The organism is Clostridium sp. (assembly GCF_018372875.1).
Lineage (GTDB): Bacteria > Bacillota > Clostridia > Clostridiales > Clostridiaceae > Clostridium.
The window spans coordinates 1-15,534 of sequence record NZ_JAHAIF010000037.1 but is presented as its reverse complement, the minus strand read 5'-3'; the positions used below and the strand labels follow the sequence as shown (position 1 = coordinate 15,534).

The following is a 15,534-nucleotide window of genomic DNA, read 5'->3' as shown; positions in this document are numbered from 1 at the left end:
TTAGTATTGTTTAAGTATTTAGGCATAGCTTATTTGCACAGTGCCTATAATAAAATTTATATCACACTTGACATTTTTTTACATTGCATAAATAAGTTAAAATTTTATACTTTTTATTTTGGATAAAAATTCACGTAAAATATTTAATACTATAAAATCATAAACTATCTACCTTGTATTAATAAAAAGAGCCTCCTTATAATTATTTTATTATAAGGAAGCTCTTTCTTATAAATTCTTATTCAATGATCATTTATTCAAGAGATTTTTTATTTCTTCTTAATAAACATAGCCTTACTACACTATTTAACCTTATTCTACTGTCTTTTTCTTTCTAAAGTATACACCAGCTACTCCTGCAATAATAGCTAATGCCCCAAATAAAAGAACCTTACTTCCTTGTGTATCACCAGTCTTAACAGTTTCACCATCACTATTATCCCCTGATGGATTTGAAGGTTTTGATGGATTTGAAGGTTTTGAAGGCTTAGCTGGCTCTTCTTTAACCTCTAAATTATCAATTGCTTTATTTAAATCTTCTAAAGCTTTATTAACCTCATCTTGATTTGAAGCCTCATTTGATAAAACTTCTTTTGCTATTGATAATTTTTCATTAAATTCACTTACAGTTTTATCTGTATATTTAGTTAAATCTATAGATTCTGCTTCTTTTATCTTATTTTCAAGGGCTGTTTTATCAACGCTTGGCTCTACTGGTTTTTCCTCAAGAGCTTTTATTGAATCATCCAATGCTTTTAATGCATTATTTACATCTTCTTGTGTCGCCTTTGCATCATCTCTTACAACTTTTGCATCATTTAACTTTTCCTTAAATACATTTACAGTTTCATCTGTGTATTTACTTAAATCTATAGATTCTGCTTCTTTTATCTTATTTTCAAGAGTTGTTTTATCAACACTTGGTTCTACTGGTCTTTCTTTAAGACCTGCTATTGAATCATTTAATGCTTTTAATGCATTATTTACATCTTCTTGTGTCGCATCTATATCATCTCTTACAGCTTTTGCACCATTTAACTTTTCCTTAAATACATTTACAGTTTCATCTGTGTATTTACTTAAGTCTATAGCTTCTGCTTCTTTTATCTTATTTTCAAGAGCTGTTTTATCAACACTTGGTTTTTCTGGTTCATTATTTGTCTTCGCAATAAATTCAACTTCTGCTACAGATAGCATTAATGGACCACTATGTGATTCTTCAAATATTACTTGAACTTTGCTTAATTCATTTATTGGATCTATATCAAACCTAACATAAGCTTCATTTGACTCTACTGTCTTTGTTCCTAAATCATATTCAGTTCCATCAACACCAAATCCTTTTATAGATAACTTTTTAATTTTACCATTTGTATACTGCGGTCTATTGAATACTGTAATATTACTAATAGATTGTGGCTTATTAAATTCAAAATCTACTGCTAAAGGTAACTTCTTACCACTCTCTTCTGTATTGTTCCATATAAGCTCTGCTAAAGAGTTTTCACTAACTACTCCATCAATAAGCTTTTCAAATGCAGCATCTCCGCCTTGCATCATACTTCCATCACCAGAAACAGTCATATCTTCATTAGTCAATTTTATATATTCTGGCTTTTCTTCTGGAATCTCAGTATCTGGATCTAATACAATTCCTTTTTCAGTAATAACATTAAAGCTTGTATCTACCAATAAAGAATCTGAAATTTCCATATCAAATGTAATATCTTGTTTAGCTTTTAACTTAATCTTAGCTAATACATTGCTTCCATTTAAAGTTTTTCCATTTCCTTTATTTGAGAAGGCTGCAAATATACGTTGTTGCGGTTTTCCTACTCCTGCAAGTATTGAGTAATTAAGCATATTATCTGTTGCTTCTGTTGGACTAACAACTGTTGTTCCACAAGTTCCATCTGCATTACATTCTTTTACAACTTCATACTTATGAGGATCTAAAATCATTTCCAAGTTAAATGCATTAATATCTTGTAATCCTTGTCCTATTATTTCTACAGTAAACTCTTCTCCTGATTTTAATTCCTTTTTACTTGGTTTTATATTTAATACGCCCTTCATTTCAATACCTGTTGGTACTAATGGAGACTCTCCCAGTTGTCCTGCTACATAAGCTAGGTCATAAGCATCTATTACACCATTGTAGTTTATATCCACCTTAGACACTTGATCCCATGCTGTATCATCCTTATTAACCCCCATATAACTTGCAAAGAATGTTAAATCATCCTCATCAATTACACCATTTGGTATATTTTCACCAACAACTTGACCTTTTGTTCCATCTACCATATAAGGCCTAAATTCTTGAGCACTACCAAAACCACCTACAGCTTCTTTTATAGTTAGTTTTATATATCTAGCATACACATTATTATCAAAATCAACTGTTTTTACATCTGCACTTCTATCCCACTTGCCATCTTTAACTATATTCACATAAGTTTTTCCATCTAAACTTACATCTAAATCGTACTTAGTAATGGTTCCATTACCTGAATCTTGTCTTGGTGTATACTCAAATTTATCTAATTGATATGCTAACTTCATATCAATAGTAAATGTGTGAGGTAAGACATTTCCAGTTCCCCATTCTGTATGCCATTGAGTATTATCCTTTCCATCAACAGCATTTTCAGGACCACTTCCTGGCTGATAGCTATCTGCAGTTGCAGTCATATTTTTAGGGACATTTCTATATCTATCTAGCTTTGTTTTTACTGTTAATTCTTCACTCCACTCAGATGAACCCTTAGTATTTGTAGCCCTTACTCTATAGGTATGAGCTGTATCTTGAGTTAAATCCTTATGTGTAAAGAAAGGTTCTTCACCATTAGCATTGCTAAAAATATTACTATAAATAGTTCCATCAATCATTAAATCATATGAAACATTTTTTCCATCAACTTTATTCCAATTTAATGTTATAGCAGTATCAGTAATTTTTTCATCTTGAGCTACTAAATTAGTTGGTATTGATGGTACTTCTGAATCAACTTCTTCTTTTATTTGAGTATTATCGAATCCATCTACACTTACTTCTACTGAATTCTTAGTTATATCTGTTTTACCAACTTTAACATATAACTTTGGAGAAGTTATAATTTCTTGTTTAGCAAATTCTGAACCTTCTGTTGAATATTTATTTAAGTTTGGTCTTTCATTATAGAAGTATACATTTTCTCCATTATTATAATCTTCTTCAGATGTAACTGGAGTTAATTCTACATTTTTTCCTCCAACTTTAACAGTAACTCTTTCTGGTGCTTTACGAGTATTTATTATTACTTCTGTACCTCTATTAGCAACCATTCCTTCATATCCTTGACCTTCTGCTTTATTTACAGTAACCTTTACTGAATCCCCTGTAACTTCTGAGGTAACTTTTGTTGTTGTGTTCTTCCCTTCCTTATAATCAATTGTTTTTCCATCATCTTCATACATAGTAAATTCTGTAGATCCTGATGGATATACATCAAATATTCTATTTTCAGAACCATCAAGTTCATTAATTGAATTGTTTTCTGGAGCCATAGGAATTATTGCACCATTCTTAACAAATACAGGTGCTTTCCATAATGGAGCATCAAAATTATTAATTACTTGTCCACCTTTGTACTGTTCTCCAGTAAAATAATCAATCCAAATTTGATCTTCATCAGGAAGATATATTCCATTTCTTACATTATTACTGTTATCTTCTTCGTTATATACAGGAGCAACTAATAAATTTGGACCCCACATATATTGGTACTGTGTTTGAGTACCGTAAGTATATGGATCATCTGGATATTCTAACATCATAGCTCTTACCATAGGTAACCCAGTCTTTGATGATTCAGCTGCATTTGTATAAATATATGGCATCATTTCTGCCTTTAATTTTAAATACATTCTATTAATTGATGCGTATGGTTCTCCATAGTTCCAAGGAGTCTTCTTGTTACTAGTTCCTGCCCATCCATCCATGTCAATTTGTATAGGTGTAAATGCTTTCCATTGGAAATCACGTGTTTGAATTACTGGTGATCCACCAAATATTCCATCCATATCTGACCCAACGTTAGGGTTTCCTGATAATCCAGCACCAATATAAGTTGGAATATGCATTCTAATATATTCCCAATTTCCTCCATATTGGTCTCCAGACCATAATCCTGCATATCTTTGAGTTCCTGCCCATCCATCTAATGAAATTACAAATGGACGTGCACCACCTGAATTTTCTTCTTTCTCAATACCTTCAGCTGCTTGCCTTGTAGCATTTAAAGCCATTGAATAACCCTGACCAACCCATGCAACATCTGTTTTTATTGCTCTAACACCAGCCTTTACTTCACCATCTAAATCACGACGTAATGGACTATCTTCTGGTAAGCTTTCATCTGGATATAGATTACTTTGAGTCCATAATCCTACGTTAACGTTTTCCTCATTGGCAGCTTTTACAAACTTTTCTAAGTTATCTAACCCACCATAACCACAGCCATAGCCATCATTTGGTAAGAACCATCCAAGAGGCATATCGTTTGCACCATAACTCTTAAGTGTATCTAACCCTTTACCTAAAAGTTCTCTATCATCTCCAAGTCCATTATGCTTACCATTAAAACAATCTGCATGTCCTAAATAGAATCCATACTCTGGCATCATTGCTGGTCTTCCTGTAAGTTCTGTGTAACTTTCAATTACATTTGGTACATTACCACCTACAAAATAGTATGCATCAAATCTTCCTTCATCATGAGATAAAGTTGCTTCTTCAAAGAAATCATACTTTCCAGGCTTAAAAGTATTACGCATTACTCCATACCCTTCAGTACTTATATAAAATGGTGATGGACTTGATGCTGCACCTGCATCCCATCCTCCTCCAATTGCAATATTTATTGAAGTATTCTTATGAGAAAAATAACCATTTTGTTGTCCTCCACCATAAAAATACTCATCATTCTTAGTTTTTAATGTTTGTACTGTTTTTTTATCAGAATACATAAGTGGTTTTGCTTCTGACCAAACAACTTTATCATTCACCTTATCATATAGTTCCATAATAGATGTTTCTTTATCTATTCTTAATTCAATTGAATTGGTAGATATTTTATAAACCTTACTATCAGAATCATCAACATTTACATCAATAATTCCATATTCAGACTTATACTCATCTAACTCTTTATCAATTATTTTTGTAGTATGGTCTTCTGCATTAGGTGTTGGATACTCTTGGAATTCCCCTTTTGGATCCATGTATAATCTAAATACATTATCCTCTAAGAAGTTAATTCTTATAGACTCTCCTGTGGACAATTTAATATTTACTACATCCTTGTCCTTTTTAATTTCAGTAACTTTTCCAATAGAATTTAGCCCCAATTTTGATATTTCTGATTCTAATAATGCAATTGTTTCACTATTACTAGCAGCAGATACAATACTTGGTGGCACAAGTGTTACAGCCATACATATTGGTAAACATAATCCTGCAAGTTTCTTTAAAAAGTCATACTTATTTTTCCTTTTTAACACATAAACCTCCTCCTTAAATTTATATTCTAATACCTAATCCTCCCCCCTTAATTTCATATATTTTAAGCATATATAATACTATCTTTAAAAGACTAGTATTATATATGTTTTTAGCTCCTATAAAAAAGTCTTCTTTCTATTTTCTAATTGCATATAAATAATCATCAATGTATTCACCTATTTTGCTTTTTAATAGCTCTATAGGAGTATTCTCCAACTTACCCTCTCTAATTAACCTATATTGATTAGGAAGATACTGACTTATTAATGGTAATGGAATGTCCACTTTTGATAGATTATCAAGCATCTTATTTAAAGCAAAATCAACTTCTTCATTTGGCATATAATACCTACATCTATCCGATAAACTATACTTTCTTTCTAATTTTACTTTTCTACCAGATCCAACATAATGCTTTTCCCATTGCCTTGAATCCTTAACCATTTCAAAATCTAGTATTTCTCTAAATCTTGATAATTCGAATTTATCATTATACTGTAATAGTTCTTCTTCAATACAATTTAATGCAAAAGCTCCTTCTCTAAAACCAAATGTTAATTCTGGACCAACTTTAAGTATTACAAATCCATCCTCAACCATTTCTCTTAAAGCATACTTAGTTTGGTAGTCAGTAGAATGTGCTTCAAATAATATAGAATCATATTCCTTAATAGCTTCAGATAATTTTTTTGCTTTTTCCCTATCATATTCACATACAGTTTCCGAACTAAACTCAACCCCAGGTTGTACCACTACTGCCACAACATAATCAAATGCACTCTCAACATTATGCCTTTTAAAAGCCTCCTTAAATGTTTCAATAGTTGTTTTGAAGTTTTCAACCTTTGTTACACTTATTCCCTCTTCTTCCCCTTCTTCTCCTTCTGCACCGCCAGGTATTGGAACTTCACTTCCTATTACATAAATAGGATGAATGGCATCCTTATTTTCTTTAAGTAATTCTTTATAAGCACTTTCTGCCACACTACATAATATACCTGCCCTATCAGCTATTATTTCATCACCAAAATTACTATTTTCTGAATCACCCTTTATCTTCATGCTTGTATCTATATGAATTTTAGTAAATCCAGCCATTACATATTGTCTTATTAACTCCTTAGCATTCTCCATAGCTTGCTCTGGATCTATATCTCTCCAAGTTAATGGACCTAAGTGGTCTCCACCTAAAATAACCCTATCTTCCGGGAAATTATTTTTCTTACAAAGTTCTAAAATAAACCTTCTATATTCTGATGGTTTCATTCCTGTATATCCACCAAATTGATCCACTTGATTTGCAGTTGCTTCAACCAGTAGTGCTATATCCTTATCTCTTAACTTATCCATAGCTGCTTCAATTACAAATTTATTTGAGCAACATACAGATACTATCCCATCATGTCTTCCATTCTTGTAGTTACTTATAATTTGTTGTATTTTATGCATATATACCTCCTTTTTAAGTACAAAGCTAATAGCTTGTCTTTTAAAAAATCTAAGGAATTTTTTACCATATCCCTTGATATAATTTATATCACACCTTCTTTTCCTTTCAAATGGACAAATTAGTTTACCTTTTACACTTTTTGTTTTTTTATCTCTATTTTATAAAACTATTAAAATTCTTCGATTTGCTTTTTTTTAACATCAAAGAATTTTGTATGTACTTTATGTAATGTAAATTTTATAATTTAAACATCCATTAATTTTAATTATAATTTTAATCTAAAAATATTTTTATTAATATAAATTCAATATATATCCACCAAATATATTCACAGAACTCACTATATACACTACTTACTCATAACACTTATCCCTACATTTATATCAAGATTAAACCTACTTATAAAACTTCTATTTTGTTTTGTATATTGCTACTTATTTCCTAGAAGTAAAAGCAATATCTATATATTTTATTTTTTCTATAAGGAGGTTCTAAAATGAAACCATGTACAAAGAAAAGATGTTCTTTTGTGCTTGCTTTAGGAATGCTTTTTTCATTAGCTCCTACAACTGCATTTGCACAAACAAAACAGCCCCAAGAAGCTGAAACTGTATCTGTAGGCTTCATAAAAGATGGAGAACGCTCAACCCTATTTAATCAAAATTGGAAATTCTTTAAGGGTGACCCCGCAGGTGCAAGCGAAACTAATTTTAACGATTCGTCTTGGAGAGTTTTAAATCTTCCCCATGATTGGAGTATTGAAGATGACTTTACAGTAGAAGGGGAGGCAGAAAGTGGATTTTTACTTGGAGGTACTGGATGGTATCGTAAACATTTTGTAGTTCCTGAAAAATTTAATGGTAAGGACTTTACTTTAAATTTTGATGGTGTTTACATGAATGCAGAAGTTTATGTAAATGGTAAAAAACTAGGTTCTCATAATTACGGATATACAGCCTTTGCTTTTGATATAACTGATGAGTTAATTTGTGACGGCATTACCGAAAACGTTATATCCGTAAAAGTATCAAACCCTACTCCTAGTAGTAGATGGTATTCAGGTAGTGGTATTTATCGTGATGTAACTTTAAGTGTAACTGATCCAATTCATGTTGGATACTTAGGTACAACTGTTACAACTCCAAAGCTTGAAGATCAAAAGTCTGGCAACGTTGATGTAAACGTTAAAACAACTATAGAAAATGAGTCTCTTTCTGATTCAGAAGTAACTCTTAAGACTACTATTATTAATAATGATGGAAAAGAAGTTAGTACCCCTGTAAGTGAGAAAAAAGTTGTTCAAGTTAATAAAAGTGTTGATTTTGAACAGACCGCTATAGTGAACAAACCTACTCTATGGTCTGTAGACAACCCTACTCTGTATAAAGTAAAAACTGAAGTTATAGTTGGAGATAAAGTTGTAGATACTACATTAACTGATTTTGGATTTAGATATTATGAATTTGATAGGGACACAGGCTTTTCACTAAATGGTGAAAATATGAAACTTCAAGGTGTTTGCATGCATCATGATCAAGGTGCCCTTGGCGCAGCTTCAAACTATTATGCTGTTGAACGTCAAATGCGCATTATGAAAGAAATGGGTGCAAATGCAATCCGTGTATCTCATAACCCTGCCAGTGAAATGTTACTTGAAATATGTGATAAATTAGGACTTTTAGTTATAAATGAAGCATTTGATACTTGGACAAATCCTAAAAATGGTAATGTAAATGACTTTTCTAAATACTTCAGAGAAAGCATTGGTGATGAGAACCAAATTATAAACGGCAACTCTAAGATGACATGGGGGGAATTTGAAGCTAGAACAATGGTTAAAAGTTCAAAGAATAGTCCTTCTGTAATAATGTGGTCAATTGGTAATGAAGTTTTAGAAGGTATAGGTGGAAATTCTTCTGATTATACTGATATTGCACAAAATATTATCACTTGGATTAAATCTGAAGATTCAACTAGACCTGTTACAATTGGTGATAATAAATCAAAAAATGGTGATAGTAATGCTAACGCTATCTCAGAAGTAGTAAACAAAAATGATGGTATTGTTGGCTTTAACTATGCAGACGAAAATCAATTTAATACTCAAAGAAATAACCATCCTGATTGGATTCTTTATGGTTCAGAAACAAGTAGTGCCATTCATAGCAGAGGATACTACAAAACTAAAGGAATAGACTATCCTAATAATCAAATATCAGAATATGATAATGATAATACAAAAGTAGGCTGGGGACACTCTGCAAGTAATGCTTGGAAATATACAATAAAAAATGATTACAATGCTGGTGAATTTGTTTGGACAGGCTTTGACTATATTGGAGAACCTACGCCATGGAATGGTATTGATTCTGGACAAGTAAATGGAGGTAAAGGTCCTGCTCCTAAATCAAGTTACTTTGGTATAGTTGATACTGCTGGTTTTGAAAAAGATATCTACTATTTATATCAAAGCCAATGGAATAAGGATGTTAATACTCTTCATGTTTTACCTACATGGAATAAAGAAGATATAGTAATTGAAAATGGAAATGTACAAGTTGATGTATTTACTGATGCTTATAAAGTTGAACTATACTTAAATGGTAATAAGGTTGGTGAGGCTACTGCAACTGAGCATGTAACACCTGCTGGATATAAATATCAAACATTTGATAATGATTCATTATATCCATCTTTTAATGTTACTTATGCTCCTGGTACTCTAACTGCAAAAGCATATGATAAACAAGGTAATCTAATTACTGACACAGATGGTAGAAATACAGTTACTACTTATAGTGCTCCTACTACAACAAAATTAAGTGCAGATAAAACAACAATTGCTTCTAACGAATATGATTTATCTTATATTACTGTTGATTTAGTTGATGAAAATGGTAACTTTGCTTCTGGTGCTTCTAACACATTAAACTTCAAACTTGAAGGTAATGGTAAAATAGTTGGTGTTGATAATGGTAATCCTGTTGATACTACTTCTTATAAGCCTACTACTGATACAAAAGCTACAAAAAAAGCATTTAGTGGAAAAGCTTTAGTTATAGTTCAATCTACAAGGGATGCTGGTTCAATGAAGCTTACTGTTTCTGGTGAAGGATTAAAGGAACAATCTATAACTATTACAACAGAAAACCAAGCTTCAGATGATAAGTATTTAGAATCTTATGATATAGTGAAGAATTACTATGTAAATGTAGGAGAATCCCCTACTCTACCTAAAACAGTAAATGGTAGATTTAGTGATGGCACTACTTCTACATTCAATGTGATTTGGAATGACTATGATAAAAATCAATTAAATACTCCTCAAATCTTTAAAGTCACTGGTACTTTAGAAGGAACTGATGTTGCAGTAGTTGTAAATGTACACGTTGTTGGAGAAATAGTTTCTATGGCTAATCTATCTACCTTCACATACTCTGGTACTACCCCATCACTTCCAAAAACAGTTTATGGATATTATGCAAATGGTTCTAAATCTGAAGAACTTGCAGTGAATTGGGATTTAGATGGTATTGATTTTACTAAAGAAAATACAATTGTAAAAGTAAACGGTACTGTAGAATTACTTGGTAAAACTTATCCTGTAACTGCTAGTGTTCGTATAGTTCCGGCTTTAAAGGCAGCTAGAAACCTAGCCATAAATAGCCCAGAAAATAATGATATTCCAAAACTTTCTCAAAGTTGCGAATCAATTTCTGATAATTTAAATTCTATTAATAATGGAACAACTAATGGTGGAGAGGATGTAAATGAACGTTGGACTAACTGGAAAGAACGTGAACTAACTGAAAATGGTGAACCAAAGGGAGCTTATGTTCAATTTGATTGGAAAAATAAATATGATATTGATCGTTTAGACATGTGGTTATTTACCGATAACGCATCAGCAAGAATTCCAAAGAAAGTTCAAATTAGCTATAAAGATACAGACGGCAAATACAAAGTTGTTAATCATACAAACACAACAGAAGTTCCTCACTCAGTTGGTGAAACAACTTATAAACTTGATAAAGTAATAAATACTGATAGCCTTCGTATTTATATGCAACAACCTGAAGTTGGTAACTGTATTGGTCTTACCGAGGTAAATGTATATGAATATGTACCTCATGAAAATTTAAAAACTGAAAATAAACTTACTTCAATTTTACTTGATGGACAAGAATTAGAAGGATTTAATCCTGAAACTAATGAATACACTATTGACTTAGAATCTTTACCTGAAAACGTTGAAGCTATAGCTAATTCTGATGATAACTCTTCAGTTACTGTATTACCTATTAGTGGTAATAAATCAGTTATAATAGTTAAAGCTGAGGATGGTAGTGAAAATATATATACAATCAACTATGTACTACCAAAATATGATGTTATTATAAATGATGCAGAAGGTGGTTCTGTATCAGGGGCAGGTACTTATACTAAAGGCGATGAAGTAACTTTAGTTGCTACTGCTAATAAAGGTTACAAATTTATTGGATGGTTTGATGCAAATGGTAATCTTGTAAGTGATAAAACAACTTACACATTTATAGTAAATAAAAATACGAATTTAATACCAAAATTTGAAAAGCTTCAAGAGCCTACTCCAAATCCTGAGCCAACAGATCCAAGTGCTCCTAAGCCAAATAATCCAAATGATACAAGTAAACCATCAACTAGTAATCCAACACAAACTTCAGATCCTTCTAATATTCCTGCTTTAATTGGAATATTAGCTTTAGCTGGTGGTTCTCTTGCCTTAAACTCTAAAAAGAGAAAAATAAAATAATAATTTATAAATAAAAAAATAAACCTCCATATAATTAATCAACTGGAGGTTTATTTTTATTATTTAACAACTGAATTTTCATATCTGGATATCTTAAAATTAAGACGTTCAAGAGTCTTTTTCATCTCTTCCATTCTTTCAATAAGCTTTTCTCTTTGTTCAATTAATATTTCTTTTCGTGCTTGAATAGTTGACTCTCCCTCTTGAAACAATTCCACATATTCAATTAATACTTCAATTGGAAGTCCTGCCCCCCTCATACACTTAATAAATTCTACCCACTTACAATCCTCATCTGTATAATCTCTTATTCCACTCTTATTACGATTAACTGCTGGAATCAATCCAATACGTTCATAATAACGTAGTGTATCTTGTGAAAGAGCATATTTTTTACTTACTTCTGTAATTGTCATCCCCAATCACCTCCCAATAACAGAATTATAGCACTTAGAGTTAACTCTAAGTCAATATATATTAAAGGGAGTATTATAGATTCCATTTAAAATCAACTTATTTTACATTCTCTTATATACGGATTCCTATAGAATGAATATGCAAGTTGTGCACACATACAACACCAAATTATTGGCTCACATATAATTACACCAAAGTACTCTAGGGTTGGAATTAATAAAATTACAAACACTATCTTACCCAAAAACTCTATAACACTAGATACAAGTGGAAGTACCTTTTCTCCAATTCCCTGTAGTGAATTTCTTAGATTTAATAATATACCTAAAACTGCATAGAACGGTGAATTCCACAATAAATATTTTACCCCATTATCAATAACTACTGCTTCAGTTGAACCTGATAACACACTCATTAAAGTTGGAGCAATAAAAAATAAAACTATAGTAATAAATATTCCCCATCCAATTGATATTATGTTTGCATATCTTACAGCTTCTCTTATTCTTTTACCTTGATTAGCTCCTTTATTTTGGGAGACAAAAGTTGATAAACTCATTGCTAGTGATGATACAGGTATAACACAAAAACTACTTAGCTTACGAGCCGCTGTATGTCCTGCAATTATTAAGTATCCTAAATTATTAATAGCAGTTTGTAATATAACTGTTCCTGCAGAAACTATCATAAGCATAATTCCCATAGATAATCCTTGTCCTAATAAATCTTTGTATAGTTCCTTATCAAACTTAAAATGTTCTTTCTTTGGAATAAGATTTGGACACTTTAAAAAAATATATATAATACACAACACTCCTGAAATTCCTTGTGAAATAACAGTTGCAACTGCTGCTCCCCTTATTCCCATATTAAATTGAGTAATAAATAAAATATCTAAACCTATATTTAAAACAGATGAAATAATAAGAAATACTAAAGGCATAACACTATTTCCTATTGCTCTTAAAAATCCAGAACATAGGTTATATAAAAACATAACACCTACAAACATTGTTACAGTATAAATATAAGAATATGATTCCTCTATAATATTTGAAGGAGTATTTAATAATTCTAGTAAAGGATACAAAAATAATTGTGCTATTATCATTATTAAAAATGTTATCCCAACACCTATTACTAATGACCCTGCTACTGATTTTTTAACTTCCTCTTCATTCTTTGACCCAAAGCTTCTTGCTGTAACAATGCTTAACCCATTCCCTACACCTAGTGAAAATCCCACTAAAAGTTCATATACAGCTGCACTAGCCCCTATAGCTGCTAATGATGTATCCCCTAAGTAGTTTCCAACAATCATAACATCCACTGTATTATATAGTTGTTGAAATACGTTTGATATGAAAAGTGGAATAGCAAAAATAATTAAAGACCTTAAAATCCTCCCTTTTAATAAATCCACATTTAAACTTAACATATGGTCCCCTCCTATTTAGTTCTATATATAATACCTATCACTTTATATCTACTCATGTAATTCTAATGGTAGCCCATCTGGGTCCTGAAAAAATGTCATCCTCTTACTGGTAATCTCATCCAATCTTATAGGTTCAACTTCTATTCCTAGTGCTTTTAACTCTTCCACTTCTTTTTCTATGTCATCTACCTTAAAGGCTAAATGTCTTAATCCACAAGCTTCTGGATATGATGGTCTCTTAGGATTATTCTTTCCCGAAAAAATTTCTAACTCACACTCTCCTAATTTTAGGTCTAACTTATAGTCCCCTCTCTCTTCCCTATAGTTTTCACGTAGTATTTGAAAACCTAACTTATTAACATAGAAATCTTTTGATTTCTCATAGTTACTAACAATAATAGCTATATGATGTATCACAGTTAAATTCATTTTCTTTTGCTTCCTCTCACTAATAGATTTTTATCACTATAAATTTCCTATTATATTCCTTTTAATATACTTATCAACTCCAACTTTAAGTCTGCTTAAGCCATCTTCTACTCTCTCTCTTTGACATGCAATTAAATCTCTACTTTTAAATAATGCTCTCTCTCCACTTAACAACTCTTGATTAATTATTTTCACAAAACTTCATCCCTTCTTGATGAATACATATAAAATGGCATATTCTTAAATATCCACCTATTATTTTATAATATTCCAAACATATCTTCCATAGATAGTTTAATATCTTGAGTTAATTCCAAGTCAAGTAAAATATATAATTTGCTCCTCATATAAAACTATGCTAAAATTTTAGTAACTTTAGTGAGAAAGGATTTTTGCTATGATAAAGATAGATTTCCATACACATTCAACCTCATCTGATGGTTTAATGTCACCAAAAGGAGTTGTTGAAAGAGCTTATCAAAATGGAGTGAAATATTTAGCTTTAACAGATCATGACACAGTATCTGGACTTCATAATGCAATACAAACTGCTAAAGAAATTAATCTTTCATTCATACCTGGTATTGAACTTTCTACAACTCATAACAAAGAAAGCGTACATATACTTGGATTCTTTAAGACTGAAAGCTATATGGATGATGAATTTATTAATTACCTACAGACTTTGAAAGATAAACGTAAAATAAGAGCTGAAAAAATGGTTCAAAAATTAAAAGAAGTTTTTAATATAGAAATTAGCTTAGATAATGTATTAAAGCGTGGAAAAGATGTTGTTGCAAGACCTCATATTGCACAAGAAATTATAGCAGAGGGCTATCCATATGAATTTGAATATATCTTTCAAAACTTTATAGGTAAAGACTGCCCTGCATTTGTTCCAACCACAAAGCTTACAACTGAAGAAGGGGTTAAACTTCTAAAAAAGTATAATGCTTTAGTATTCTTAGCTCATCCAAAACTAATACATAACTCTCCCTTAGAGGATTTTTTGAATATGGGTTTTGATGGAATAGAAGCTATATACTTCCAAAATACTCCTGACGAGGAAAAATACTTTTTAAATTTTGCAAAAAAACATAACCTTTTAGTTAGTGCAGGCTCTGACTGCCACGGTAATGTTGACGGTGATGAAAGACATGGCGACATTGGAGCTATGAATATAACTGAAGATTTATTACAAACCTTTTTAGAAAAATATAATACCTTATAATAAAGAAACTCTACTTTTTAGTAGGGTTTCTTTATTTATCATTAAAACTAAATATATTAAACTTCAATTTATACATTCCTTACTTTTCCTTCTATATTTCCTTCTCTTTATAGACAAAATACAAATGCATATGTAAAAAAGGTGTAGCGGATATTTATTTTGCTTGTTCCGTCGCAAGCTCCAAGTCACATCAAAACAAATATCCACCCCACGCGTACTAAAGGTAAGGAAA

At 31.2% G+C, this 15,534-nt stretch carries 8 protein-coding genes; 2 read left to right on the top strand and 6 right to left on the bottom strand.

Annotated elements, in window-relative coordinates; genetic code table 11:
- Positions 1-312: 312 nt before the first annotated feature.
- The gene (locus tag KIB46_RS11810; RefSeq protein ID WP_291672112.1) at positions 313-5,544 is read right to left on the bottom strand and encodes a discoidin domain-containing protein; all 5,232 of its coding nucleotides are present in this window, start codon (positions 5,542-5,544) and stop codon (positions 313-315) included.
- 136 nt (positions 5,545-5,680) lie between these two features.
- The gene (locus KIB46_RS11805; protein WP_156560683.1) at positions 5,681-6,994 is read right to left on the bottom strand and encodes a class II D-tagatose-bisphosphate aldolase, non-catalytic subunit; all 1,314 of its coding nucleotides are present in this window, start codon (positions 6,992-6,994) and stop codon (positions 5,681-5,683) included.
- A 497-nt stretch (positions 6,995-7,491) separates the two neighbouring features.
- Between KIB46_RS11805 and KIB46_RS11800 the strand changes: the two genes are divergently transcribed.
- A complete protein-coding gene (locus tag KIB46_RS11800) occupies positions 7,492-11,787 on the top strand; it encodes a glycoside hydrolase family 2 TIM barrel-domain containing protein (RefSeq protein WP_291672109.1) in 4,296 nt (1,431 codons plus the stop codon).
- 59 nt (positions 11,788-11,846) lie between these two features.
- On the opposite strand, the gene KIB46_RS11795 is transcribed toward KIB46_RS11800, so the two are convergent.
- From KIB46_RS11795 to KIB46_RS11780, 4 genes are all read right to left on the bottom strand, one after another.
- Positions 11,847-12,203, bottom strand: a complete 357-nt coding sequence (locus KIB46_RS11795) for a MerR family transcriptional regulator (protein ID WP_291672107.1) — start codon at positions 12,201-12,203, stop codon at positions 11,847-11,849.
- A 92-nt stretch (positions 12,204-12,295) separates the two neighbouring features.
- Positions 12,296-13,642, bottom strand: a complete 1,347-nt coding sequence (locus KIB46_RS11790) for an MATE family efflux transporter (protein ID WP_291672105.1) — start codon at positions 13,640-13,642, stop codon at positions 12,296-12,298.
- Between the two features lie 48 nt (positions 13,643-13,690).
- Positions 13,691-14,071, bottom strand: coding sequence for a VOC family protein (locus tag KIB46_RS11785; RefSeq protein WP_291672104.1), 381 nt, complete (start codon positions 14,069-14,071; stop codon positions 13,691-13,693).
- Between the two features lie 36 nt (positions 14,072-14,107).
- Positions 14,108-14,266, bottom strand: a complete 159-nt coding sequence (locus KIB46_RS11780; RefSeq protein WP_156560673.1) for a hypothetical protein — start codon at positions 14,264-14,266, stop codon at positions 14,108-14,110.
- A 202-nt stretch (positions 14,267-14,468) separates the two neighbouring features.
- Between KIB46_RS11780 and KIB46_RS11775 the strand changes: the two genes are divergently transcribed.
- Positions 14,469-15,302 carry a PHP domain-containing protein gene (locus tag KIB46_RS11775; protein WP_291672101.1) on the top strand — a complete coding sequence of 278 codons (834 nt, stop codon included), beginning with the start codon at positions 14,469-14,471 and terminating at the stop codon, positions 15,300-15,302.
- Positions 15,303-15,534: the final 232 nt, after the last annotated feature.